The organism is Shewanella sp. ECSMB14102 (assembly GCF_000813075.1).
In the GTDB taxonomy this organism is placed as follows: Bacteria; Pseudomonadota; Gammaproteobacteria; order Enterobacterales; family Shewanellaceae; genus Shewanella; species Shewanella indica.
The window spans coordinates 1-25920 of the sequence record NZ_JWGX01000018.1 but is presented as its reverse complement, the minus strand read 5'-3'; the positions used below and the strand labels follow the sequence as shown (position 1 = coordinate 25920).

The following is a 25920-nucleotide window of genomic DNA, read 5'->3' as shown; positions in this document are numbered from 1 at the left end:
TCAGGCCTCCCTCAGGCGGGTAATGTTGGCAGGTTGACATTGTTCATCCTGCTCCAGGGAAATAATCTCATCGGCCAGCTGATGCAGTGGCAATTGATGGCTAACCAACACTATGCAAGCCTTGGGCAACTCGGCGCGCAAGAGTTGCAGCAGCGAAGTGGCGGCGGCTATGTCCAGCGCCGAGGTGGTTTCATCCAGCAGGATCAGCTCAGGGGCGTTGAGCAGCAACCGGGCAAACATCACTCTTTGCTGCTCGCCGCCCGATAGCCGCTGCAGCCAGTTATCTGTGTGTTCGAGCGTGTCCTGCAGCTCCCCTAACCCCACCTGCTGCAACACTCGGCAGCAACGTTCGTCGCTAAACTTCTGAGTGGCAGCCGGATAACAGATGAGCGATTTGAGTGAACCCTCCGGCAGATAAAGGCGCTGGGATATCCAGCAGGGGCTGACCCGAGTTGCCAGTTTCCCGCAATAGCCATCCCAGAAGCCTGCCAGGGTTCGCAGTAAACTGGTTTTCCCGATACCGGAGCGGCCGTGCAGTACCAGCAGCTTTCCCGGTGTGAGTGAAAGGCGCAGTCTTTGCAGCAGCGGCCGACCATCCGGCAACAAGAGATCCAGACTGGCCTGCAACAGCGGCACTGCCTGAGGTTCAAGCACATTGACTCTTTTATCTGGGACACTATCGGTTGCAACTGAGGGCTTGGCGGCGACTGCCGCCTCGGGCCGCGGCGTATCGGCAAACAGACTGGCTTCAAAATGACTCAGACGCTCGACCGTAGCGCTCCAGCGCGCCAGGTCTTTATAGGCGTAGATAAACCAGCTGAGGGCACTGGCCACCTGGGTGAAAGCCATCTTTATCTGCATTAAACCGCCGAGCTGAATTGCCCCGGCAAGAAACTTGGGCAGAGCAAAGAATATCGGCGCTAGCATGGTGACCTGGCTGTACCCTGTTGTGAAGAAGGCCAGATTACGCTCCTTGGACATCAAGGCATACCAGTTACCGGCTACCCGGGAAAAGCTTTGCGCCAATGCCTGCTGCTCGCAGTCCTCACCTCGCTGACCGGCAATGGCCTCACTATGGTTACGACGCTGCACCAGAGCGATACGGAAATCCGCCTCGCGCTTTTGCTGCTGAAAGTTAAGCCGGTGCAATGGCCTACCCACCTTGTGGGTGATCAGGGTGCCTATCAGGGTGTAGAGCAGGCAGACCCACACCATGTAGCCAGGTATGGTCAGCTCAGCTGACCCCAAGGGAATGCTGATCTCGCCGGACAGCGTCCAGAGGATCACCACAAAGGAGCCTATGGTGAGTACAGAACGCAGGAAGGATAACAGCAGATCCAGCGAAGTCTCCACCAGCAGGAAAACATCCTCGGCGATGCGTTGATCCGGGTTGTCAGGCTCCTGCTGCCCAAGCTGGATTCGGTAATGGCGACTATCCGGCGACAGCCAACGGCTACAGAGATCCCGGGTCATCCATTCACGCCACTGAATGATCAATTTTTTCTTCAGGTAGTCGGCGTACACCAACACCAGCACCAAGGCGACTATGATCAGCATAAACTGCTGCAACAGGGGGTAAATCAGGCTGCCATCCAACTGCTGCAGCGCGTTGAAGAAGTCGCCGTTCCACTGGTTGAGCTGTACGCTGAACCACACCGAGGAGAGGCTTAAGGTCAACACCACCAGCAGTAATGCCAACGCCGGCAGCCGTTGCCGATTACACCAAAAGGGTTTTATCAAATGCCAGAACATGGCCAGATGTTTCATATCGGAAAATCCATCAATAGCAACGGGCGGCCGCTGGGCCGCCCGCCGAAGGGTCAGCTTAGTATTCGTAGTTCAACTGCAACCAGAACTGACGCCCCGGTTCATAGTTGAAATAGAGTTGATCCTGGTGAACAAAGGAGTCGTTGGCATTTTTACGGTTGAGCAGGTTATAGATCTCTACCGACACTGAAGCGCCTTTGGCAAATTCGGGCTGCCATTGCAGCTTGGTATCCCAACGGAAGGTCGAGGCAAAATCCACTTTGCTGTACTTGACCAGATCCTTGCCGGTCTCGGGATCGCGGAAATAACCATTCTGATCGCGACTGGCCTGCTCACGGCTGGAGGTCCAATGCAGCAGGTTATACCAGGTGAGGCCGTAGTCATCGAACTCGTGGGTCAGTTCCAGATCTATCTTCCAGGGCGCATTGAAATCTGTGGCCGGTAAATCGGCCGCAGCAATGACCTTGCCGTCATACCAAACCTTGTCGGCATCCACATTGAGACCGGATTCGAAATAGCTGTAACCCTGATCTTTTGGGGTGTTGCTCTTGGTTTCCTGCCAAGCGACCGAGAACTTGGCCTGGTGGTTCGCGCCCAAGAATTGAAGGGTTTCCCGATTCATCAGGGTGAAGATCACGCTGTCATGACTGGTGCTGCCGCTGTTGTCGAAGGTTCGAATGGCGCGCTGTTCATAATCATCAGTGCCGGGATACTTGTAACGGCTGCGCACTTCATCGCGGCCGTTACGGTGCACATAATTCAGCTTCCAGATGCTGTTGTCCCAAATCTGTTGAACACCGGCGGTAAACTCGTCGTTATAGGGCGTTTGCAGATCTTCCATCCCCTCATAGTCCCGGGTCGGCATCCAGTCGTTGTCGGCAGAGTTGGGTTTACAGTCAAAGTAGCAATGTACCAGGCCACCGTTTTGGCCGCTGTAGAGGGCGTAAGTCAACATGGAGCGCCCATAGTAACGGTTGGCCCCGGCGGTCAGCAGGGTGTTGCCGTCGCCAAACAGATTCCAGCTGCTGCTGAGTCTCGGAGCCAGGTTATTGCGATTGACAAAGCCGTCGTGATCCAGCCTTAGACCAGGCCTGAAGCTAAAATCGCCCCAGTTGATCACATCTTCAACATAGAGGGCGTACTGGCTATGAGTGCTCTTGTATCGGCCTTCAAGGAAGGCATCGAGACGCAGTTGTGACCAGCCCATCATCTCCAGGCTGCCGTCGTAGTTGTTGCGGTAGTAAGTCTTGTCCCGGTTGAACTCGGCGTCGGTGTAACTGGCTTCGCCCCCCAGGGTAAAGGTGTGGCTCATACCGGCCCATTTGAGGGGATCCCATTTCCACTTCAACTTGGCGGTACTGGTTTCCTGGGTAGAGTCCAGATCGCCCGGGCCTCCGGAGGAGTAGGAGCGATTGCTCTGCCAGTCCATCAATTGCACCCAGTAAGTCTGCTCGCCGGCACGCTTGTCTGTCATGCGGTTATAGTTGAGCGACAACTCCAGTGTCGAAGCGTCAAAGCCGTGCTCTATCTCCAGGGTAGAACTGTAGCCCTTGTGTTCATCGCGGTAGTCTGAATTGGCCACCCCGTTGAAGAACATGTCCGCTTCATAGGCCGAATAGGCCAGCGACAGATGCGCCGTGGTGCGTGGTGAAGCGTACCAGGAAAACTTGCTGAACAGATTGTCTGAGGTGCGCCGTTGATGCTTGAGGCCGCCGCCTGTCTTGAAGGCCACCAGCTCACCGTTGGCATCCAGTCCCACTGCGGTAGCAGGTACATTCATCATGGGGATTTTCGACTCACGCCGGGAAACCGAAGCCACAAAACCCAAATCGTCGGTAATGCCGGTTTCAAAGCTCAGGCCATAGTTGCGCTTGCTGTAATCCGTCTGGAATCTGGCCGGTTGTGACAGATCATTATTAGCCGAGTCGAACTGCAATTTGTCATCTATATGCACCTTGTTCCAACTGGCATCCGTTTGGCGGAAATAAACACTGGCGGCAGTTTCCCCTTGCCAACTGCGGGTTGTAGCATCCACTACCCCGCCGGTAAAACCACCGAATTCCACCGGAATATTGGCATCATAGAGGGTCACGCTGTCTATCAGGCGGCTGTCGACATACAGGCCCTGCTCATCGCTGGACAGGCGGGCATTGGTGACCACGCTGCCATCGACCGGATCCAGATCGTTATTGATGCTCATGCCATCGAGCAGGAAAGCATTTTGGTAGGCATTACTGCCGTGAATGGAAATGTCGGCGGGTTTGATCTCCCCTTGATTCAAACTGCTGTTGGCGCTGTTGGAAAACTGCACCGCTGGATTAGACCTGAGCAAGTCGGTCAGGTTACCGTCACCTGTTGGGCGTTTTTTAATATCTTCCCGGGTCAGGGTTTCATGTTGAGTCAGGCCATTGTCGGCCTGCTCTCTGACGATTATCTCCTGTTGATCAGCCACATCAACCTGTTGCGCCTGAGCTACCGGCACTAATGCCAGACCACAGACTGCAGCCGCGTGTTTCTTCATCCTCAATCCCTTTATTGTTAAAAACAGCGATGCCGGAGTTGAACCCGCACCACTAAAGTGTGAGGTTGGCCAAAATAACTTGATCAAATACAAATGACAATTGTTATCATTACTATTTGCTGATAATGTCTCAAATCATGTCAACATTCTGGTGATGATGTGCGCAAAACCACAGCATTCCAGACAAAAAATATTTTCATTCAGATGTTTACTAAAACAGCAGTATCTGTCTTGGCCGCCTGGGTATTACAGGTAACGGCCACGCCAAGTGACCTCAACGAGATCCACAAGGCCGACCGTCAGGGATTAAAGGCCAGCCAACACGCCCAGCAAGTCATAGAGAAACTCGATGATGAGCAGCAATCCCTGATCCAGGAAAACCGCCAACTCAAGCATGAAATCCAACTGGCCAGCCATTACCAAAAGCAATTACAGCAGCAGATAGGGCAACTGCACTCTGCTCTGGAGGAGCTAGGCGAGCAGCGTCGGCAACTGCGCCAGACCCGGATGCAGCTGGCCCCGATGATGGACGAAATGCTGCTTTCACTTACGCAACTGGTGCGGGCCGATCTGCCATTTCAGCAGCAAGAACGGCAGCAGCGTCTCGATAACTTGCAACTCCTGCTGCAAAGCGCCGAATTGAACCAGGGCGAGAAACTGACCCGGCTGTTGGATGCCTACCAGGTTGAGCTCAGCTATGGCTACAGTGTGGAAAGCTGGCAGGGCAAACTCGGCGACGGTCGGCTGGTGAATTTTCTGCGCGCCGGGCGCCTGGGGTACTTTTTCCTCACCCTGGATGGCAAGGCCGGTGGCCGCTGGCAGGGAGATAATTGGCAGGCGCTGGCGCCTGAGCAGCTTGGCAATGTCGCCGCGGCCATCCGAGTCGCCTCCGGAGATGGCATACCGACACTGCTGCAACTGCCTCTGATAGTGGAGGCATCATGAGCTTTTTGTCTTCCCTCACTCGCCAGAGCATGATGCGTCCCGCATTACTGTGGTCGCTATCGCTGTTGTCGCTCTCATTGTCCCTCCCCTGCCAGGCCGAAAGTCTGCAACAGGTGTTGGAACAGGTTCGCAGTGGCAGTCGCCAGGAACAAGTGGCCGCCGAGCGGCAAGAGAACCAAAGCCGTCAGAGCCTGGAGCAGGTGCGCAGCAACCATAAGAAACTGCAACAGCAACTCACCCGGACTCAGGCAAATAACCTGGAACTTGAAGACCAACTGCTGGCACTGCAGCAAAGCCTTAAGGACAAACAGGCGCAGCTCAACGCCGAGAAAGCCAGTCTCGACGGGGTGTTTCGCGCCATCCAGGAACATGAGCAGTTGCTGCTCACCACAGTGGCACCCCACAGCCTCTGGCGCCACGACAGCAGCGGCCTTGCCGAGATACCCACTGACCAACTTGGCCTGCAGCGACTGCAGGCGCTTTGGACCGCATTGACAGAACAAAGCGTATTGGCAGCCAAACCCATAGTGCAAAGCAGCGAAGGCCTCAATGCCGATGGCACCCCAGTGCTATTGAATGTCACCGAATATGGGCCTTTCAATGCCCTCAGCGACAAAGGCTGGGTACGCTACTTGCCGGCGCAGCAAAGCTGGCAACTGCTGGCAGAGCAGCCAAAGCTATCGACCACCCAGGGGAGTGTCTGGCTCGACCCCTCATTTGGCAAGTTGCTGCAACAGGCGGCAAACGCTAACGGCTGGTTCGACAAGCTCAAACCGGCAGGGATAGTCGGCATCTTTATCGGTCTGATAGCCCTGATAGCCTCAGGCATAGCCCTGAACCGCCTGTGGATACTGCGCCGCGAAAAACGGCGGCTGACCCAACAGCAGGCCAGCCAGCAAGTCAAGAGTGACAATGCCCTCGGCCGGGTGATGTTGGCGGCAACCGACTGCCCCGAGGAGCAACTCGAAGCGCGGCTCAACGCCGCCGTACTCAGCGAAGTCCCCCGCCTGACCCGTGGTACTGGCACCCTGGCGGTATTGGCGGGGATCCCGCCGCTGCTGGGGCTTCTGGGCACGGTTGGCGGCATGATTGAAACTTTCGATGTGATCACCCGTTTCGGCAGCAATAATACTGAACTGCTCTCGGGTGGTATTGCCGAGGCGCTGCTGACCACCCAACTGGGACTGATGACAGCCATTCCGCTGCTGTTGCTGCACTGCGCAGTCAAGAGCCAGAGTCGGCAACTGACCCAGATACTTGAGCAGGAAACGGCCGCTCTGGTGATATTGCAGCGCTTTGGTGGCACAGGTAACCCCGGGCAATGAGCGCCTTCTATGATTTTGTGCTGCAGGCCGGCGTCATCGTTTGGCTGATACTGCTGCTCTCTTGTCTGATGTGGTATCTGCTGCTGAAGGGCTTTAGCCGTATTCGCCGCCTGAGCCCCCGCTGGCGGGATGATGCAAATCAGCTGAGCGTCAGGCTTGCGCATTATGGCCTCTGGCAAAAGGCGCAGTTGCAACAAGCTTTTCTCAGCCGCGCCGCCCTGAGTCTAAGCGGCGGACTCGACTGGATAGATTCACTGATAAAGATACTGCCGCTGCTGGGGCTCTTGGGCACTGTCGATGGGATGATCAGCAGTTTTGCCGAACTTGGGCAACTCGATGTCCAAAAACAGCTGTCATCCGGGATCAGCTCGGCACTGCTGACCACACTGGCAGGCTTGGTGACCTCCTTGTCCGGGCTCTATCTGGCCTATCAGCTCAAGCAGAGCAATCAGCGGTTGCTGGCGGAGCTGCGCCGGACACTTTCGGAGTAAAAGATGCAATTCAAACACACAGATGATCAAGGTACAGAAGCCAATGTCGATCTCACTCCCTTGATCGACGTGGTATTTATCCTGTTGATCTTCTTTATCTTATCGGCGTCATTTCAGAAGAACCAGTCGCTGGAACTGGAACGTCCCACGGCTCAGGTGCAAGACAATCAGGATAAGCGCGCCATCTTAATCAGCATAGACAAACACAATGTGATCTGGCTGGAGCAGCAAGCCGTCAAGGCGGTTGAACTGCCTGCCAGGCTGAAACACACGCTGGCAAGTTCAGAGCAGAGTTCGGCCATTATCGAAGTGGATAAGCATGTCACCAGCGGCAAGCTCATCGAAGTGGTCGACAAAGTACGCATCGCAGGAGTCAATAATGTGGCCGTCGCAACCCAAGACCCCAGCTAACCAAACAGGACTGATTTTCACCAGTGCCATACTGATCAATCTGGCATTGGCCAGCCTGATCTATGCCCTGACGCTGGGACAGGGCGCGGCGCCGGTTAAACAGGTTACATTGGGCGGAGTCTACTTTCCCGAGCGGCAGGATAGCAAACCGCAAGAGCCCTTGCCTGAGGTTCGTCTCAGCGCTGCGCCGCTGACTTCCTCGCCACCGCCTCCGCCCATGACACTGGATCTCAGCGCGCTAGACGCCAACACAGGTATTCCTGTGCCGGATCCCCTGTGGCCGACGCCGGATGATATTCAGCAAATCCAACCACCGACGCTGAATTTCAGTCAAAGCGGCAGCGCTCCCGGCAGTACCATGCAGGCCAGTATAGCCATGGCGCAGGTGGTGTTTCAAATGCCGCCAGAATACCCGCTGCAGGCCAAACAGCGGGGCATTGAAGGACAGGTGACTCTGGATTTGGCGATCAACCCGGACGGTCGGGTGGAAGATATCAAGTTGGTGGATGAAACCCCCAGCGGCGTGTTTTACCGCTCGGCTTCCAGAGCCGTGCTCAGGTGGCGCTTCGCAGCGCCCAAACAGACCCAATGGCAACGGATAGTGATCAGATATGAACTTGAAAAATAGCTTGTTGTTTTGCTGCATTCTGTTCAGCGCGCCGCTGCTGGCGAGCAATGCACTGCAACGTTATCAGCAACTGCAGTTTCAATTGCAGCGGGATCCTGCTGCGGCGCTCAAGGCGATTGAAAGCTTTCAGCGTCAGTATGCCAAAGGCAGCGACAACGAACAGCAGATGTCGGCCTACCTGCATCTGCAGGCCTGCATCAACCTCAAGGACTATCTGTGCGCCGCGCAGCAAACCCGGCTGTTGCTGGCTTTACCCGTCACGGCATTGCAGCAACGGGATCTCTATAAGCTGGGTGCCCAGTTGAACTATCAGCAAAGCGAATACCGCCAAAGCCTCGAATACAGTAAGCAGTGGCTGCAACTGGCGAGCGAAATCATAGACCAAGAACAAGAACTCAAACCCGGCGCCACTGAATTTGCCACCATGCACTCGCTAGCCTCCTACGCCGAATTTCAGTTGCAGCACCTGCCAAAGGCCACTGAGCAGATGCGTCTGGCACTGGATTGGGAAGTCACCGAAACCCGGCAACACTTTCTGCAGTCCCTATATCAAAGGCAGCAGCGTTTGCCGGAAGAAGAGCAACTGTTGAGGCAGATGATCGCCGCCTATCCGGATCGCCCACTATATTGGGAACGCCTGGGCCATAACCTGCAGCAACAGGGGCAAGAGCAGGAATCACTCAATGTCCTCAGCTCGGCCTATAAGGCCGGGCAGTTGCCCACTCGCAGTATTCCACTGCTGGCACAGTTATTGATGCTGCATCAGGCCCCCGGCCGAGCGGCAGATCTGCTGGAGCAACACAGCGAGGCACTGGCACAACACTCCAGCTATAAGCCGCTGTTATCTCAGGCCTATCTGTTGTCACGTCAAAGAGACAAGGCGCTGAGCCTGCTGCAGAAATCAAACGAAACCCAAGGGCAGAAATCGCTGCCGCTACGGGCACAATTGGCTTACAGCCTGGGGCAATGGCCGCTGGCACAACAACTGTTATCACAGCTACGGCAGCAAGATGCAGATAACCGCTACTGGCAGCTGTTGCTGGCCCTGAGCCACTACGAAGCCGGGCAGTTACAACAAGCCAAAACCTTGCTTAAAGCGATAAATCAGGGAGAGTACCAGACGACGGCGGCTCAGTGGCTGAATCAAATAAACTACCTCACGGACGGCCCCTGAGGCTCTATCAGGTTTGCTGCAAAATGTGATTAACCAAGCAAAACAGTCAAGTTTTATTTGCCTAAGCTTGGCTAAATCTAAAGATGCTTTTATTATGCATGTAAATAGATAACACAGAGAGCATCCTATGTCAGCGCAAATCTCCCTCGAACGCAGAGTCGGCGAACTGGTCGCCGAAGACTTCCGTAACGCCCATGTTTTCAGCCGTTTTGGTATCGACTTTTGCTGTGGCGGTGGCCGTTCATTGGCATCGGCCTGCGAGCGAGCCGGCGCCGAGCCTACCGAGGTGTTGCACGCCTTGAGCCAACTGGCCGCAGAGGGCACACCGGACGATGCCTTGGCCAAATTGCCACTTGGTGAGCTTATCGAGCATATCGAAGCGACCCACCACAAGTACATACGCGATACCGCACCGCTGCTGCTGGAATATGCCCAGAAGATGGTGCGAGCCCACGGTGAGCATTATGAAGAGATCAAGCCCTTGGCCGGTTGGATCCGCGCCCTGATGGACGACCTCTTACCCCACCTGCAAAAAGAAGAACAGATACTGTTTCCGGCCATTCGCGCCCTGAGTCAGGGGCAAGAGTTCAACGCCTGTTTCGGCCATATAGGCAATCCTATCCGGGCAATGGAATATGAGCATGATGAGGCGGGACAAATTCTGGCCAAGCTGCAGCAGTTGACCAATCACTACCAGGCTCCTGAACATGCCTGTACTACCTGGCGGGTATGCTATGCCACCTTGGCCGAGTTTGAAGCCGATCTGCACCGTCACATCCACCTGGAAAATAACCTCTTGTTTCCCAAAGCTCTGGCACTGGTGAACTGAGGGCTGTTCAAATCCCGGCTGACTTGCTACAACTGCAGTAACAGCAGTAAACAAGGGGTCAGTCATGCCGGTTACAGGTTTCATTCTGGACGATATTGAAAATCTGCGTGAGTCTGCCGCAGTGGAGTTCAAGCTCGCCGCCGGACGCCACGGCAAGGGCGCACTGCCACAAGCGCTGTGGGAAAGCTACAGCGCCTTTGCCAATACCAATGGTGGCGAGATCATTCTCGGTGTCAGGGAGGAAAAGGGCGAGTTTTTTATCGAAGGGATAGCCGAGCCCAGGCCCCTTATCGATGAAGCCTGGAAGATCCTCAATAATTCGCAAAAGATCAGTGCCAATATTCTTGGCCCGGCCGACATTCAGCTGATAGAACTGGCCGGTAAGCAGTTGCTCCGCTTTCGGGTGCCTCAAGCAGACTACAGCCAGCAGCCAGTCTATCTGGGGACAGAAGCGATTGGCGGCACCTATATCAGGGTTGGAGATGCTGATATGCGCGCCAGCCCGGCGCAGGTAAAACGTATGTTAAGACGCAAACAAAGACACAATACTCAAGCCAGCCAGAGTTCCAGGGTCAAATAACTTCCCACCAAGGCAATAGCCGAGCCCATGAGCTGCACCGCCCGTTTGCGCTTGCCATCCGGGTTTATCAAACTGCCAATGGTCACTCCAGCGACATGAATCGCCGCCGTCCCCAGTATAAAGCCCATGGCATAAATACCAGGCCTTGCCAATTCAGGCATTTCGGCGCCGTGGACATAACCGTGAAACAAAGCAAAAACACCGACAAAAGCCATGCCAAAAGAGATAGGCATTTCTCGATTGAGGGCTATAACCAGCCCCAGCAACAATACCGACAGCGCTATGCCGGGCTCAACGAAGGGTATAGGGGTAGCGAGCATCCCCGTGATAGCACTCAAAGTCATAAAAAACAGAAATGCCAACGGCACTGACCAGATGGCGCTGCGCCCGAGCTGAGTGCTGAAAATACCGACACTGAGCATAGCCAATAGATGATCAAATCCCAACAGGGGATGATTGAATCCATCCCAGAAACTCCCATCCGCATGCAGCTCGTGAGCTGAAACCGGCAGGCTCAGCAGCAACAAAAACAGCATGATTATTCGAGATGGCATAGGTTAAATCTCAGGCACTAACTGTAAACTATTATACACTAGCATCAAGCCGGTGTTAGTAAAATGATAAGAAATAAGTTAATGCGCGCCTTGATGGCAAACAATTGTTTCAATAAGTTGCATTCAGTGAATGTACCCTGGATATACAGACCTAGCCAATCAAAAACAACCAATTGATTATAAATAATATATTGTCAGATCCACAGATGGACTACAGCAAAAGTGTCAATTCACTTAGGGAACTAAACTGTATGTGAGGCAGTAAGGTATTAGCCGCTCTGCAGTTGTCAGCGGCAAAAGCCGGATTGAGCCAAGCAGCCTGACAGCCGGCCTTACGGGCACCTTCGACATCAGTCAGCGGGTGGTCACCGACATGCAGCAACGCCTCAGAGGGTAAGGCCAGACGCTCGGCGGCAAGCTGGAACATATCTCCCCAAGGTTTGCGTCTGATGCCATTGCCCGGATGCAGCACAAACTCAAACATCTCTCCCAGACCAATTCTGCCGGCATCCACATTGCCATTGGTGATCCCAACCAGGCGAAAACGCTCAGCCAATTGCGCAAGTAAGGCGAGCACTTCCTGTGACACCCTAAAGTCGCTGCGCCGCTCAAGGAACAAGGCCAGACCCGCTTTCGCGCCCAGTTTTGCCTTGTGCTTATCATATCCCAGTATCTCCAGCCCGGTTTGCAATAGCGCCAATCGCGCGGCACTGGTGTCATGGGTCAGCTCGGCTTGCTGCAGCAACAGCTGGCGCTTCAATGCCCGCCAGTCTGCGGCCTGCCAATTGCCGCTTCGGGGGTATTCTTTGGCCAGCCACTCGAGCAATGTGCCTTCAGCGGCAGCGATAATGGGCCGGTTATCATAGAGGGTATCGTCGAGATCAAAACTGATGGCTTTAATAGCGCCGGGGCGAAGAAACACCTGCATCATTTGTCCTTTTTGGCTCTGGGGTGAGCGCCGTCATACACCTTGGCCAGATGCTGAAAGTCCAGACTGGTATATATTTGGGTGGTCGCCAGATTGGCGTGTCCCAGCAACTCCTGCACCGCCCGCAAGTCGCCGCTGGATTCCAGCATATGGGTCGCGAAGGAATGCCTGAGTTTGTGGGGATGCACCCTGGCGGATAGCACCTGCTCCCGCCCCCAGCGCGCCATGCGCGCCTGAATACTGCGATGCGCCAAGCGCTTGCCCTTGGCGGTCACGAACAGCGCCTGATCTTCACAGGGAATATCCCGGCGGTAATCCAGCCATTGTTGCAATGCGGCAATGGCGACCGAGCCCACAGGCAGCAGCCGTTCCTTGCCACCTTTACCCATCACCCTGATTTGCTGCTGGGCGAAATCCAGTTGCGGCACATCCAGCGAAGCCAACTCGGCCAGACGTAACCCGGAGGAGTAACACAGCTCCATCATCGCCTTGTCACGGGCACTGAGGGGATCTGTCACCTCAATATCCAGCAGATGGTTGATGCTGTCGGCGTCGAGATTCTTGGGCAGCGGCTTATTCTGTTTCGGGGCGCTCAGTTGCCGGGCGGGATTACTCTTGACCAGCTCTTCGAGCAGCAGAAATTCGTAGAACTGCTTGACCGCCGACAGGCACAGAGACAAAGAACGCGGGCTGAGCCCCTGACGATGTAACTTGGCCAACACAGCACTCAACTGGGGATCGGTTACCTGATCCCAATCAATATCCTGCGGCAACAGCCCGGCAACCCGTTGCAGTTCGCGCAGATAGTTGCGGGCTGTGTAAGGAGACAGCTGCCGCTCGGCACTGAGATGGCGCTCGAAGCGGCCAAGCCAGGGAGAATCCTGTTTAACGGCCATCAGAGCTTGGGCAGCAGATGGTCCAACAGCTGCCGCAACTGATCCAGCAGCATATTGTCCATCTCCGGATGGAAGTGAGTCACATCGGCACTGGCGATAGCAAAGATCACCTGGCCATTTTGCTCCGACAGCCGTGCCAGTGACACTGAGCCGACTTCAGAGCCGAACAAACGCTTGGACTCCTCCTTGGTCAAGCGACCAAAGTAATAGCCGTGCTGCAGGCGCTTACGCCAGATGGCCGAGAGTTCTGAGTCGATATCATGCACGGTAATCAGGCGTACATGGCTGAAGTTAAAGGCTTCTTTAAGCTCGGCGCACAACACTTGCCTAAGCTCGCCCATATCTTCGCAATCGAGCAGCTTCAATGAAAGCTGGGTGTTAAAGCGAAAGATTTTCTCATTGCGGCTGGCCATGCCAAGCAGCGCGGTGATCTCCTCTTCCAACTGTTGTACCCGGCTGCGCAGCAGCTCCTGCCGCCGCTCCACCAGAGAAACTGTGCCACGCTCGCCGTGGGGCAGACGCATAGCCAACAGCAGCTCGGGATGACGGCAGAAAAACTCCGGATTATCCAACAGATATTCACGAATGATCTGCTCATCAAAAGGTGGATTGAGCTTAGCTTTGGCGTCTGTCATATCTGTATCTGTCCGTCGTATACCTGTTCGGCCGGGCCTGTCATCCACAGCGGCTTGCCCTCACCGTCCCATTTGATTGTCAGAGTGCCGCCGGGCAGGTCGACCCGCACTGTATTGCCCAGCTTGCCCTGCAGTTGGCCCACCACAGCAGCCGCGCAGGCACCACTGCCACAGGCCAGGGTTTCAGCGGCGCCGCGCTCATAAACCCTGAGCTTGATATGACCCTTGTTGAGCACCTGCATAAAGCCGACATTGACCCCTTTGGGGAAGCGTTCGTGGTTGGTCAGTTGCGCGCCGATAACATCGACATCCGTGGCAGCCACATCCTCGACTTCCAGCACGCAGTGGGGGTTACCCATGGAGACTGCACCGCAGAGGAAGGTTTGCCCTTCGGTAGGCAACAGGTAGGTCTTTTCGGCCTTTTTGGCCTTGAAGGGGATCCGCGCCGGATCCAAGATAGGTACGCCCATATTGACGGTGACATTGCCATCGCGCTCCAGGCGCAGGGTCATCTTGCCGGATGAAGTGCTGACCTTGATTTTGTATTTCTGGGTCAGGCCCTTGTTGCGAACAAAGCGGGCAAAGCAGCGGGCGCCGTTGCCGCACTGTTCGACCTCGCTGCCATCGGCATTGAAGATACGATAATGAAAGTCCAGATCCGGATCATAGGGCGGCTCGACCAGCAGCAGTTGATCGAAACCGATACCGAAGTTGCGGTCGGCCAGGCGCCGGATCTGCTCCGGCGAAAAGTACACATTCTGAGTCACGCCATCGACGACCATAAAGTCGTTGCCCAGACCATGCATCTTAGTGAAGTGGATCAAGATTACTCCTAGGTTCCAACGCCTACAGCGGGAAAGTACTCACACTAGTTTACGGCAGCAAGTGCTCACCTTGCCACAGTTGTTCCAGCTTTTCCCGTTCACGCACCAGATAATGTTCACTGCCATCGACCATGACTTCGGCCGCTCGCGGACGGGTGTTGTAGTTGGAGGACATCACAAAACCATAAGCGCCGCTGGAACGCACCGCCAGCAAGTCTTTAGCTTGCAGCACCAAGGCGCGTGATTTACCCAGAAAATCCCCGGTTTCACACACTGGGCCGACAATGTCGTATTCCCGGCTTTCACCCTCTCTTGGCTGCACCGGGATAATCTGCTGCCAGGCGCTGTAGAGTGACGGCCGGATAAGGTCATTCATGGCACCGTCCACTATCGCAAAATGCTTGCCGGCATTCTCTTTCTGGAACAATACCTGGGTGACAAAGATCCCGGCATTGGCGGCAATCGCCCTGCCCGGTTCGAAAATTAGCTTCAGTGGTCGTTCACCCAGACGCTCGAGCAATGCGGCGGCATACTTGTCCGGTTGTGGCGGGGTTTCTTCATCATAAGTGACTCCCAGACCGCCGCCCACGTCCAGATGCTCAATCACTATGCCTTTTTCTGCCAGCCTATCGATCAATGCCAGCATTCTATCTATAGCATCGAGAAACGGCCTGAGTTCAGTAAGCTGTGAGCCGATATGGCAGTCGGCGCCCTTGATGGCCAGGTGCGGCAAGGATTGCACCTGCAGGAAGGCTTCCTCGGCTTCATCCATGGCGATGCCGAACTTGTTTTCTTTCAGGCCGGTGGAGATATAGGGGTGAGTACCGGCATCCACATCTGGGTTGATCCGCAACGAAACCGGCGCCTGTTTACCCAAAGAGCCTGCCACTTCGTTGAGCAGTTCAAGCTCGGCGCGGGACTCGACGTTGAAGCAATATATGCCCAGCTCCAGTGCCAGTTTCATTTCTGCCGCTGTCTTGCCAACACCGGAAAACACCACCTTGGCCGGATCGCCACCTGCGGTGATTACCCGGGTCAGTTCTCCGCCTGAGACAATATCAAAGCCACTGCCAAGACGCGCCAACACATTGAGCACCGCCAGATTGGAGTTGGCCTTGACCGCATAGCAGATAAGGTGTGGATGAGTGGCCACGGCTCTGTCAAAGGCATGCCAATGGCGCTCCAATGTTGCCCGCGAATAGACATACAAAGGCGTACCATATTGAGCCGCCAAATCGGCTACGGCGCAGTCTTCGGCATACAGAGCCTGAGCTTGATATTGAAAATGATCCAATTAGTTTTCCTCTGTCGATTGCTGGGGTTGCTCGGTTTGTTCCGTCTGGGATTGGTTGTCCGGCAGATCCGGGCTCTTGTAAAGCACGCCTTTTTGACCACAACCAAGCAGCAACAGGCTAGCAAGCATCAGGGATAAAAACAGTCTCATTTTACTCAACATCTGGGCAGCAGGATTACATTAGCCTTATAATCGCATTCATCTTGATGAAAGCAAAGGACAGATATTCCATGGCCATGACAGATACCGAATATCATCAGCTCGCCGATGAAATGTTCGACCGGATAGAAACCGCAATTGAAAATGCAATAGATGAGCAGGATGCCGATGTTGATATCGACGCTTCAGGCAATGTACTGCAGCTCGAGTTCGCCGACAGCTCCAAAATCGTGATTAACAAACAGGAGCCGCTGCACCAGATCTGGGTAGCAACCCGTTTCGGTGGTTATCACTTTGGCTATGTCGACGGTAAATGGATAGATGAGCGCAACGGCGGCGAGTTTATGCCCTTCGTCAGAGAGTCCATCAGCCGCCAGGGTGGTATAGAACTGTCGTTCTGATGATTTAGGGGCGGTCAGAACTCTGTCTGCGCCGCCCTTGCCGTGACCCCAAAAGGCACCACATCCAGATTACCGCTCTGGCGCACCAGGCGGAAAAACTGCGGAAAGTTGAACTGATTTTTAAGGTTCAGTACTTCACCGAAGGCGTAATGCTGGGTGACAGTATTAACCAATTCACTGACATCCGGATTGCTGTGCACATAGTGGCTCAAGCCATTTCCTTCATCCAGTACAAACACATCCAACTCATCTTCCCGGCTGCGCAGGAAATACTGGATCACTCCTTTCACCGCATAGTTCTGGATAACCTCGGGCACCTTGACCCAAGGATCGTTGGCAAGCTCGGGCCTTGGCAGACTCTGTAGCTCGCCCCTGGCCAACTGACGATAGAGGGACTTCACATCGCTGAGATCCCGGTAACTCATGCCCTTGGCATCGAAAAACAGGCCATATTTCTTTTCACCCAGCTGTAATGGCTGCACTAAAGTCTTGGACGGACAGGCGTCTTTTATCAGTCGGTGCACCTGCTTGAGAATATCCACTACAGTTTGTTCCAGCTGGGACTGCAGCTTTTGCGAGGCGCTGACGACATCGAAGGCCACCTGTTGTGGCGCCCTTCTCATACCTGGAGTGGCAAAGGCAATGGCCTCCAATAGCGCCTGCTCACCGCTAAAGCTATGACAATGCCATTCCCCCCAAGAATTAAGGCTCATCAGTTGCACCGAACCCAGCAAACTGGCTGCCGGTTTTCCTGTCGCCAGCAGGTTGCTGCCCATGAGTTCCAGCATCAAGCTTTGACCCTGCCAATGCTCGCTGGGGTCCTGCTCCAGATTAAGAATCCACACCAACTTGCGATAATGCCAAGGCTGACACAGATCCAGTTTCGACCCCCGCCATTGCTTGTCTTCGGTATAAGGCAATAGCCGTTCGGCAACCTGGTTAAGACGCCGACACCGTAGACGACCCGCGCGATACTCAAACCAGCGGCTGTTGGCGGTAGCCACCCCGTTGAGGCAAGCCCAAATCATCAAAGAGGCGGCATCATCGGCCTGATAGATGGCCACCTCGCCCATAAACTGTCGCGGCTCCGGCGATAGACGATAGAGATGACAGCGGCCATCCTGCTCGCTGCGAACTATGGTCAGATTCGGCTCAGCCAGCGACTGACTCCAAAGCCGGTTGAGCCGCAGGATCTGCTGCTTGTCCTCGCTGAAATAGGTGTGTAACTTGCGGGTCAACAGCCCCAAGTCTTCTACTTTAAAGTACTCGCTCAGCCTGTGAGTCGAAGCGAAATGCAAAAGAGTTTGGTAGCTGGCCAGCATCAACTCGTTAAGTTGAGCGTTGAACCACTGCAACTGCCCACTGTGCCAATGTTCGCAATCATCCAGAGTAATCAGCAGACTCTGGGGCCATTCCCACTGCTCCACCAATTGCTTGAGTTTGTGGTAGCGCCAATCGTGACACTGCTCGACATCACTGAGCCTGATACCACATTTGAGGTAAAAACAGCGGCGCACTATCTCCAACCGACGCTCGTCTCCCACTTTAAGCAGATAAGACTCTATATATTGATACAGGAGCAGATAGGCATCGTTGGCGTTGGAAAAGTCACCGGCCAGAGTTCTCAACCACACCCATTCACTGACCAGGTTGGTTTGTGGATAATTACTGGCATAAGCTTCCAACAGCAGTACCTTGAGCAAGGCCTTGTGCGGCTTGTCCAAGCCTTTGTAGAGCTGCCATAAAGAGGCACCAAAATACTCATTGGCGGGTAGTTGGTGCATATCACCAAGAAACAGAAAATCGCTGCAAGGCTCGGCATTGGGCCACCAGGCGACCGTCTTGCCGGCCAGGCGGATATGGCTGCGGTAGAACTCTTCCAGCAGCAACCAATGTTGGGCGCTGCCGCTGTGTTCATGCCCCAGCAGCTCCCACTCGGCATCCTGATTGCAAGTGTCGTCACGGCAAAACTGCCGCGGGTGTACCAGATAAAAGTTCACTTCAAATTGAAAGCCGGCAAACCAGCGGGTGAGTTTGAGGCTCTTGTCCCGCAGCAACTCTACTTCCTCTTGTGTCAGCCCGGCGTCATAGACTAACCAGACATCCACATCGCTCTTGGGATTCTGGCCAAAACTGGCGGTACTGCCCATTACGTAAACCCCTTCCAGCACAGGACTGGCATGCAGGGTATCCTCGAACTGGGGTAACGTTAGGGTAGCGAGCGATTCCTTGAGCTCAACTGAGAGTTGGAACCCCTTGACTCCGCATGGCGTCAAAGGGCTGTTATATCCTGGCAGTCGGCTGTGGTGCTGATGCAGCAACAGGGGGATCAGGTTAAACAGATGCCTTTGCAATGGGGAAAACAGCGCCTGAGCACGAGCCAAACGCACTCGATTGAGGCGCTCGGCGTATTCGGCGTATTGTCGCTGACGCTCGGTCATCCAAATTTCACTATCCCTGAACCAGTTGGATGATCATGCTAACACTTTTGCGGTAGCAGGCAAGTAATGAGATCAAGATCACACTATTTGGCAAAAATTTAACGTGCCCACTTCAAAGATTGAGCAGCGTTCGGTGCCATTCTCCAATGGGCAATGTTAGCATTGGCGCATTTAACGTACTCTCACGGAAAAGATTGGCATGTCAGAAAATCGCATTCGCATAGCAACACGTAAAAGCCCTCTCGCCATGTGGCAGGCAGAATTTGTCAAAGCCGAGCTGGAACGCATTCACCCCGGGCTGACAGTAGAACTGCTGCCAATGAGCACCAAGGGTGATGTCATCCTGGATACTCCTCTGGCCAAAGTAGGCGGCAAGGGGTTGTTCGTTAAAGAGCTGGAAGTCGCCATGCTGGAAGACCAGGCGGATATCGCAGTGCACTCCATGAAAGATGTGCCGGTTGAATTCCCGGAAGGGCTGGGGCTGGAAGTGATCTGCGAACGTGAAGATCCCCGTGATGCCTTCGTTTCCAACAGCTACAAGAGTATAAATGAACTGCCTCAAGGCGCGGTTGTCGGTACTTCAAGCCTGCGCCGTCAATGTCAGCTCAGAGCCCGTCGCCCGGACCTTATCATCAAAGATCTGCGCGGTAATGTGGGAACCCGTCTGGGTAAGCTGGATGCCGGTGAATATGATGCCATCATTCTGGCTGCCGCCGGGCTTATCCGCTTGAAACTGTCAGAGCGTATTGCCAGTTTTATCAGCGCCGAAGAATCACTGCCGGCCAACGGCCAGGGTGCTGTCGGCATTGAATGCCGCACTAATGATGAGCGGGTAAAAGCCTTGCTGGCACCGCTTGAACATAAAGAAACCCGCTACAGGGTATTGGCCGAAAGAGCGATGAATACGCGTCTTGAAGGAGGTTGCCAGGTACCTATCGGGGCCTATGCCGAGATCCAGGGCGAACAACTAACCTTGAGAGGTTTGGTAGGTAATCCTGACGGTTCTGAAGTCATTTCAGGAGTGGTAAGTGGTCATCAAGACGAAGCGGTAGCCTTGGGTAACGCCCTGGCAGAAGAACTGCTGAGCAAAGGCGCCAAAACCATATTGGATGCCGTTTACGGCAAATAACAAGGCGGCACTATGAAAGTGTTGTTGACGCGCCCTGAGGGGCGCAATCACGCCATGGAACAGGCGCTGGCAGAAAGGGGCATACCTTTTATGGTGACCCCTCTCTTGGCAGTCGAGGCCATGGAAGACAAAAGTATCTCCCCTACCGAGGTGCAGGATGCCGACATCATTGTATTTGTCAGCACCAATGCGGTGCATTTCGGCACTCAGGCGCTGAATGCCTCATGGCCGTCACACATTCAATATTTTGCCGTCGGCGAAGCCACTTTTGAGGCCTTTGCACATTATGGCATTCAGGGGCATAAGGCTCCGGATGACAATCAACAGACCGAAGGCCTGTTAACCCTGCCAGGACTGCAACCCGAAGTAGTAAAACACAAGAAAGTGGTCATAATTCGGGGCAACGGTGGCCGGGAAGTACTGGGAAAAACACTTCAGCAATATGGCGCTGTAGTCAAGTTCTGGGAGGTCTATCGCCGCACCTGCCCTTCCTATGATGCAGTACAACTGGTCAAGGAATGGCAAGCCTTCGGGATAGACACCATAGTGATCAGCAGTGCAGAAAGCCTGACGAACCTTATCCGGCTGCTGCCAAAAGAGTATTTTGCTTGGCTGCAAGCATGTCATATTATAGTTCCCAGCATTCGGGTGGTAGATAAGGCCGTCGTCGCCGGATTAACTCAGGTGACTGATGCTACGGCGGCCAACAGTAAGGCCGTACTCAAGGCATTGAGGCTTTAGTTTCCCCCCTCCCGATTTCCAGCCCTATTGTCGCGTTAAAGGACTGCATTAATGGATAACAGCAAGCCAGAAGTCGGGAGCGATACCCCCGCACTGCCTACCCAGCCCCAGGATCTCACAGAGCAAGATACCCCTGTGGCGACAGCCAAGCACAGCTCATTGCTCCTGAAACTAACCCTACTATTGAGCCTGTTGCTGGCACTGCTGGCCTGCGCCACAGGTGCTTATCTCTTTTGGCAACTGCAGCAACAGCAAACCGCCAATGCGCAGCTGGCAACGACCCTCGAACAAGTCAAACAAGCTCCGGAGGCCAGATTGCAGGCACTGGAGCAGCAACTGAGAAGCGACCTGCAACAAAATCAACAGCAACAAGGTGCCATAGAACAACTGCGCGATGCTCAACAACAGATGCAAACCCGTATCGCTACCCTTGCACAACGTAGTCCCAACCATTGGATGGCGGCTGAAGCCGAATACTTGGTGCGGATGGCGGGACGTAAACTGTGGCTGGAGAAAGATCCGCAAACGGCAACTGGCCTGTTACAGGCCGCCGATGAGCGTATTGCTGCCATGCAGGAGCCATCTCTTATGCCGCTGCGTCGCGCCCTCGCCAACGATATGGCGGCGGTAAGCGCCATCAAGAATACCGACATCGCAGGTACTGTTTTCACCCTGGATGGCATTATCACCAAGCTGGACAAGCTGCCGCTTAACCGTGTCGGCAGTCAACAAATAGAGCCGGAAACTGAAAGTAAAATGTCTGACTCTATTGGTGACTGGCAGAGCAACCTGGCCAAGACCTGGAGCGCGCTGAAGGAAGACTTCTTCACTATTCGCAAAATAAGCTCAGATATCACACCTCTGCTATCTCCCCAGCAGGAATGGTACCTACTCGAGAATATCCGCAATAAACTACTGCAGTCACAGCTGGCCCTCTACCAATATGATGAGCTCAACTACCGCCAATCATTGGCCATGGCCCGCAAATGGATCCAACAATATTTCGACCTTGATGATCCGCGCACCGAAGAAGTGCTGACTGCAATTAATGCTTTGTCCAGTCTGCAGCTGGATCCTATCAGTCTGACTAAATTTGAATCCAGCGCCCAGCTCAAGCAGTTGGTCACCTATGGCGAACTCATGCCGGGGGCCGAACTATGATAAGAGTACTCATCTATCTGGTGATTATTCTGGCAGGCGCCTGTCTGAGCCCACTCTTAGCCGGTAAGACGGGTTATGTTTATATCGCCTTCCTGGACTGGCAACTGGAAACTAACCTGCTGTTTGCCGTTATGGCACTCATCATATTCTTTGCCCTGTTGCAGCTACTGGAATGGCTGCTTGTCACTGTGCTGAATCTGGTGCTTAACAGTCGCTACCTGCCGCGGCGCTGGCGCCGCAATGCTGCTCGTAAGCACACGCTCACTGGCGCCCTGGCACTGGCAGAAGAAGATTGGCCTGCGGCCGAAAAGGCGATGCAAAAAGGTGCCGAAGCCGGTGAACTGCCCGCTCTTAATTATCTGGCAGCCGCCAGAGCGGCCCAACGACAGTTCAAGAATGAAGAGCGGGATGAATACCTGAATAAGGCGGCCCAATTGCCACTGGCAACCCAAGCGGTCACCACCACCAGAGTGCGCTACTACATGCAGCAAGGCGAGCTGGAAAAAGCCCGCGAGCAGCTGGATAAACTACAACCCAGCAGCAAGAGTAAAGCGCCGGTACTGCAACTGGCCTTGGAGCTTTATCAGAGCCAGTTAGACTGGCAGGCCCTAAAACTACTACTGCCGACGTTACGTAAAAAACAACTCCTGGATAATGAAGAGTATGACCTCCTGAACCAAAGAGTAAATAATGCTCTGCTGGCCCAGGCAGCCCTTCGCAGCGAACAGGAACTGGAAAAATGTTGGCACTGGCTTAGCCGTCAGGAACGCAGCCAACAAGCCAATATGGCACAATATGCTTTGGGTCTGGCCGGCTTCAACCGCCGTGACGAAGCCCTAAAACTGCTGAATAAGGCGCTGAAAAAAGAACCTTGCGCTGCGGTTTTGGGAGTGTTGCCGAAAATTTTTGAGCCGCAGGACAACGAAACCCTGAAACTGCTGAAAAATTTGGAGCCCAAGCTCGAAAATCATGCCGACTACCAACACTGTATGGCACAAATCCATGAGCTCTGCCGTGAATTCAGCCTGGCCCGCACGGCATGGGAACGCTTGTGTCATTTACTGCCCCGCAAAGAGTACTGGCTCGCCTTAGCCAAACTTCAGGAACAGTTAGCCGATCATCAAGGGGCTTTCAAGAGCTATAAGCAAGCCGCCAAGTGCGACTAATCGATAGATCTTTTCGTAATAAAAAAGCCACTTATTTAGTGGCTTTTTTATTAATCATCACAAGATTATCCGCACACATACTGTAACCGCATGAATGCGAGACAGATTCTAAGATGTGGACATTTTGTCCCACCCTCATATAACTTTACAACCATTAACGTCACATATTTGACAGTCTTTGTTTCAACCCCAGACTTAATAATTAATACCTTTAACTGACGCTCATGGGCACAAAGTGACCTTGCCGTCAGTATATGCGTGCAAAGGAGTATGAGTTATGGGCGTCGCAATCAGTAAGCAAGACGCGGTTGTCACCAATCTGGTTGGACAACTCAAGGCCAAGGACGAAAATGGCAATATCCGCGATCTGAGTATCGGGGATGTCATTCGCAATGGTGAAGAGATCATCTTCACTGCAAATGATACTTTCACCATAGAATATGCTGACGGTACCCAGCTGACAGAGCAAAATGCCCAGCCCAACACTCAACCTCAGTCAGACAGCGCCGCTGTTGATGGCGCCCAATTTGCCAATGAAGGGGTCGATGCCGAAATAGCTGCATTACAGGCACAGATACTTGCAGGTGATGACCCTACCGCTAACCTGCCCGCTACAGCTGCCGGTGCCGGGACAGCTGGAAACCAGGGCGGATTCGACTATATATCCGTAGCCAGGGATGGTTCTGAAGTATTGGCGAGCGCAGGTTACGATACCAGTGGCTTTGAGCAAACCACCATCACCACCCAAGAAGAAATATTACTTGATGATCTTCCCCTGACTGGCCCTACACTCACCAGTAGCGCAGCCACACTCTCAGATGCCAACCTACCGACAGGAACCACGCCATCACCCGCGGCCTTGACCCAAACCGGTAACTTGAGCTTCAGTGCCGCGGCTGGCGTAGCCAGCTTGACCCTGGATGGGATTGCCATTGTCTCTGGCGGCGTATTTAACGGCCCTGTCAGTATCAATACCGAATATGGCGTGCTCACCATCAATGCCGTTGACCTGATAAACGGCAATATCAGCTATAGCTTTACCCTCAATTCTGCAGTTGACCACAGCCTCAGCGATGACTTCTCTGAGGCCTTCAACCTGATATTGACCGATCTAGAAGGAAACAGTGTCGGGAATACCCTTACCATCTCGGTACTGGATGACGCTCCAAGTGGCCAGGATGACATCAACAGCGTAGATGAAGACTCACAACTGGCCATTAGTGGCAATCTGCTCGATAACGATGTTCAGGGCGGCGATACCGCACAGGTGACAGCCGCCGGCAGTGGCGGCAACCTCGATAATACCGTGTCCAATCAAAGCCTTGTTTCCGGCAACTACGGCCTGCTGACCCTCAATGACGATGGTAGTTACAGCTATCAAATAAACTCTGCAGCACAAGCAGTTCAGGCGCTCGCTCAGGGAGAATCCCTGACGGAAGTCTTCTCCTATCTGTTGACAGATGCCGATGGCGATACCAGTGTCCAAACCTTAACGATCACCATAACGGGTACCAATGATATACCTGTGATCAGCACGCCCCAGCCAGGTGAAGCCGATGGTACAGTGCGAGAAGCCGGTCAATTTGATGATGGTAGCATAGACCCCGGAACCCCAGGCGTCAGTGGTCAGCTCAGTGCCAGCGATGTGGATAATGGTGCCGTGCTTGTTTGGTCCGGCAGTGCCGACAGCCCCTTTGGCAACTTCAACATAGATGCCGCCAGTGGTGCCTGGAATTATCAGCTAGATAACACCGCAGCCGATGGGCTGCTGGAAGGTGAAATTCGCACTGAAACCTTCTCTGTTACTGTGACGGATGAGTTTGGCGCCAGCGCCGAACAACTGGTCACTATTACTATCATAGGTACCAATGACGCCCCCATTCTTACCGCTGACACAAGTGGTGCCGTCATTGAAGACGTGGATGTTATTGATAGCATGCTCAGCGACAGCGGTGCCTTGAGCTTCACCGATGTCGATATTGGTGACAGCCATGCTGTCAGCAGTAGCTACAATGGCGATGCAAGCTGGAGTGGCGGCGCTCTGGATCAAGCCACCCAGGATGCTCTCGCCCAGGGCTTTAGTGCAGACAATTCCGGTTGGAACTATGAGATCGCCAACAGTCTGGTACAGTTCCTCGCCGTCGGTGAGACCATCACCTTAAGCTTCACGCTGACGGTCACCGATGACTTTGGCGCCAGTGATTCACAACAAGTCACTCTGACCATTACCGGCACCAATGATGCGCCGGTGCTGAGCATCGACATGAGCGGCGCGGTCACCGAGGATGTCGATGTCATCAATGGCATGCTCAGCGACAGCGGCGACTTGAGCTTCACCGATGTCGATATCAACGACAGCCACAGCGTCAGCAGCAGTTACAATGATGACGCAACATGGAGCAATAATCCCCCACTGGATCAAGCCCTCATTAGCGCTCTGGAGGCTGGCTTCAGTGTCGACAACTCCGGCTGGAACTATGAGATTGCCAACAGCCTGGTGCAGTTCCTTGCTGTCGGTGAGACCATCACCTTAAGCTTTGATGTCACTGTCGATGACGGCAACGGCGGCACAGATACCGAGACTGTCACTGTCACCATCACCGGCACCAATGATGCGCCGGTGCTGAGCATCGACATGAGCGGCGCGGTCACCGAGGATGTCGATGTCATCAATGGCATGCTCAGCGACAGCGGCGACTTGAGCTTCACCGATGTCGATATCAACGACAGCCACAGCGTCAGCAGCAGTTACAATGATGACGCAACATGGAGCAATAATCCCCCTCTGGATCCGGCCCTCATTAGCGCTCTGGAAGCTGGTTTCAGTGTCGATAACTCCGGCTGGAGCTATGAGATTGCCAACAGCCTGGTGCAGTTCCTCGCCGTCGGTGAAACCATCACCTTAAGCTTTGATGTCAGC

General features: G+C 54.1%; 24 protein-coding genes. 14 read left to right on the top strand and 10 right to left on the bottom strand.

What is annotated here, in order from left to right; all coding sequences use genetic code 11:
* Complete coding sequence (locus RC73_RS07365; RefSeq protein ID WP_039034039.1) at positions 1–1767, bottom strand: ABC transporter ATP-binding protein/permease; 1767 nt, start codon at positions 1765–1767, stop codon at positions 1–3.
* Between the two features lie 58 nt (positions 1768–1825).
* Positions 1826–4288: a TonB-dependent receptor plug domain-containing protein gene (locus tag RC73_RS07360; protein WP_052248050.1), complete on the bottom strand. Its 2463-nt coding sequence runs from the start codon at positions 4286–4288 to the stop codon at positions 1826–1828.
* 204 nt (positions 4289–4492) lie between these two features.
* Here RC73_RS07360 and RC73_RS07355 point away from each other — a divergent pair, with 204 nt between their 5' ends.
* The 8 genes from RC73_RS07355 (at position 4493) to RC73_RS07320 (ending at position 10671) form a co-directional block, all read left to right on the top strand.
* Positions 4493–5233, top strand: a complete 741-nt coding sequence (locus RC73_RS07355; RefSeq protein ID WP_143078346.1) for a DUF3450 domain-containing protein — start codon at positions 4493–4495, stop codon at positions 5231–5233.
* Positions 5230–6558: a MotA/TolQ/ExbB proton channel family protein gene (locus RC73_RS07350; protein WP_039034037.1), complete on the top strand. Its 1329-nt coding sequence runs from the start codon at positions 5230–5232 to the stop codon at positions 6556–6558. Before RC73_RS07355 ends, RC73_RS07350 begins: the two co-directional genes overlap by 4 nt.
* Positions 6555–7049 carry a MotA/TolQ/ExbB proton channel family protein gene (locus RC73_RS07345; protein ID WP_052248049.1) on the top strand — a complete coding sequence of 165 codons (495 nt, stop codon included), beginning with the start codon at positions 6555–6557 and terminating at the stop codon, positions 7047–7049. The genes RC73_RS07350 and RC73_RS07345 overlap by 4 nt, the downstream gene beginning before the upstream one ends.
* A gap of 3 nt (positions 7050–7052) precedes the next feature.
* Entirely contained in the window at positions 7053–7460 is a 408-nt protein-coding gene (locus RC73_RS07340; protein ID WP_039034036.1) for an ExbD/TolR family protein, read from the top strand.
* Entirely contained in the window at positions 7429–8088 is a 660-nt protein-coding gene (locus RC73_RS07335; RefSeq protein WP_039034035.1) for an energy transducer TonB, read from the top strand. Before RC73_RS07340 ends, RC73_RS07335 begins: the two co-directional genes overlap by 32 nt.
* Positions 8072–9262, top strand: coding sequence for a hypothetical protein (locus RC73_RS07330; RefSeq protein ID WP_039034034.1), 1191 nt, complete (start codon positions 8072–8074; stop codon positions 9260–9262). The genes RC73_RS07335 and RC73_RS07330 overlap by 17 nt, the downstream gene beginning before the upstream one ends.
* Positions 9263–9389: 127 nt before the next feature.
* Positions 9390–10091, top strand: coding sequence for an iron-sulfur cluster repair di-iron protein (gene ric / locus RC73_RS07325; RefSeq protein ID WP_039034033.1), 702 nt, complete (start codon positions 9390–9392; stop codon positions 10089–10091).
* Between the two features lie 64 nt (positions 10092–10155).
* Positions 10156–10671: an AlbA family DNA-binding domain-containing protein gene (locus RC73_RS07320; RefSeq protein ID WP_039034032.1), complete on the top strand. Its 516-nt coding sequence runs from the start codon at positions 10156–10158 to the stop codon at positions 10669–10671.
* Here RC73_RS07320 and RC73_RS07315 read toward each other — a convergent pair.
* From RC73_RS07315 to lptM, 7 genes are all read right to left on the bottom strand, one after another.
* Positions 10641–11225 (bottom strand): HupE/UreJ family protein, encoded by a 585-nt coding sequence (locus tag RC73_RS07315; RefSeq protein WP_039034031.1) that lies wholly within the window; start codon positions 11223–11225, stop codon positions 10641–10643. The two genes, RC73_RS07320 and RC73_RS07315, sit on opposite strands and share 31 nt — an antisense overlap.
* Positions 11226–11436: 211 nt before the next feature.
* Positions 11437–12153: an HAD-IA family hydrolase gene (locus tag RC73_RS07310; protein WP_039034030.1), complete on the bottom strand. Its 717-nt coding sequence runs from the start codon at positions 12151–12153 to the stop codon at positions 11437–11439.
* The gene (xerC, locus tag RC73_RS07305) at positions 12153–13049 is read right to left on the bottom strand and encodes a tyrosine recombinase XerC (protein ID WP_039034029.1); all 897 of its coding nucleotides are present in this window, start codon (positions 13047–13049) and stop codon (positions 12153–12155) included. The genes RC73_RS07310 and xerC overlap by 1 nt, the downstream gene beginning before the upstream one ends.
* On the bottom strand, positions 13049–13684 hold the full coding sequence (locus RC73_RS07300) for a DUF484 family protein (protein ID WP_025011355.1): 636 nt from the start codon (positions 13682–13684) through the stop codon (positions 13049–13051). Before RC73_RS07300 ends, xerC begins: the two co-directional genes overlap by 1 nt.
* On the bottom strand, positions 13681–14508 hold the full coding sequence (gene dapF / locus RC73_RS07295) for a diaminopimelate epimerase (RefSeq protein ID WP_039034028.1): 828 nt from the start codon (positions 14506–14508) through the stop codon (positions 13681–13683). Before dapF ends, RC73_RS07300 begins: the two co-directional genes overlap by 4 nt.
* A gap of 49 nt (positions 14509–14557) precedes the next feature.
* Entirely contained in the window at positions 14558–15802 is a 1245-nt protein-coding gene (gene lysA / locus RC73_RS07290) for a diaminopimelate decarboxylase (protein WP_039034027.1), read from the bottom strand.
* On the bottom strand, positions 15803–15952 hold the full coding sequence (gene lptM / locus RC73_RS21425; RefSeq protein WP_162206859.1) for an LPS translocon maturation chaperone LptM: 150 nt from the start codon (positions 15950–15952) through the stop codon (positions 15803–15805). It abuts the gene before it with no gap.
* An 80-nt stretch (positions 15953–16032) separates the two neighbouring features.
* On the opposite strand from lptM, the gene cyaY reads away from it, so the two are divergent.
* On the top strand, positions 16033–16362 hold the full coding sequence (cyaY, locus tag RC73_RS07285; RefSeq protein ID WP_025011356.1) for an iron donor protein CyaY: 330 nt from the start codon (positions 16033–16035) through the stop codon (positions 16360–16362).
* 14 nt (positions 16363–16376) lie between these two features.
* Here the strand turns inward: cyaY and RC73_RS07280 are convergent, their stop codons facing one another.
* Positions 16377–18803 carry a class I adenylate cyclase gene (locus RC73_RS07280; RefSeq protein WP_039034026.1) on the bottom strand — a complete coding sequence of 809 codons (2427 nt, stop codon included), beginning with the start codon at positions 18801–18803 and terminating at the stop codon, positions 16377–16379.
* 199 nt (positions 18804–19002) lie between these two features.
* Between RC73_RS07280 and hemC the strand changes: the two genes are divergently transcribed.
* The 5 genes from hemC to RC73_RS07255 all read left to right on the top strand — a co-directional run.
* A complete protein-coding gene (gene hemC / locus RC73_RS07275; protein WP_039034025.1) occupies positions 19003–19932 on the top strand; it encodes a hydroxymethylbilane synthase in 930 nt (309 codons plus the stop codon).
* 12 nt (positions 19933–19944) lie between these two features.
* Entirely contained in the window at positions 19945–20673 is a 729-nt protein-coding gene (locus RC73_RS07270; protein WP_039034024.1) for a uroporphyrinogen-III synthase, read from the top strand.
* Positions 20674–20724: 51 nt separating this feature from the next.
* Entirely contained in the window at positions 20725–21834 is a 1110-nt protein-coding gene (locus tag RC73_RS07265; RefSeq protein WP_052248048.1) for a uroporphyrinogen-III C-methyltransferase, read from the top strand.
* A complete protein-coding gene (locus RC73_RS07260; RefSeq protein WP_039034023.1) occupies positions 21831–23000 on the top strand; it encodes a heme biosynthesis HemY N-terminal domain-containing protein in 1170 nt (389 codons plus the stop codon). Before RC73_RS07265 ends, RC73_RS07260 begins: the two co-directional genes overlap by 4 nt.
* Positions 23001–23277: 277 nt before the next feature.
* Positions 23278–25920: retention module-containing protein (locus tag RC73_RS07255; protein WP_039034022.1), on the top strand; the 2643-nt coding region annotated here is incomplete at its 3' end.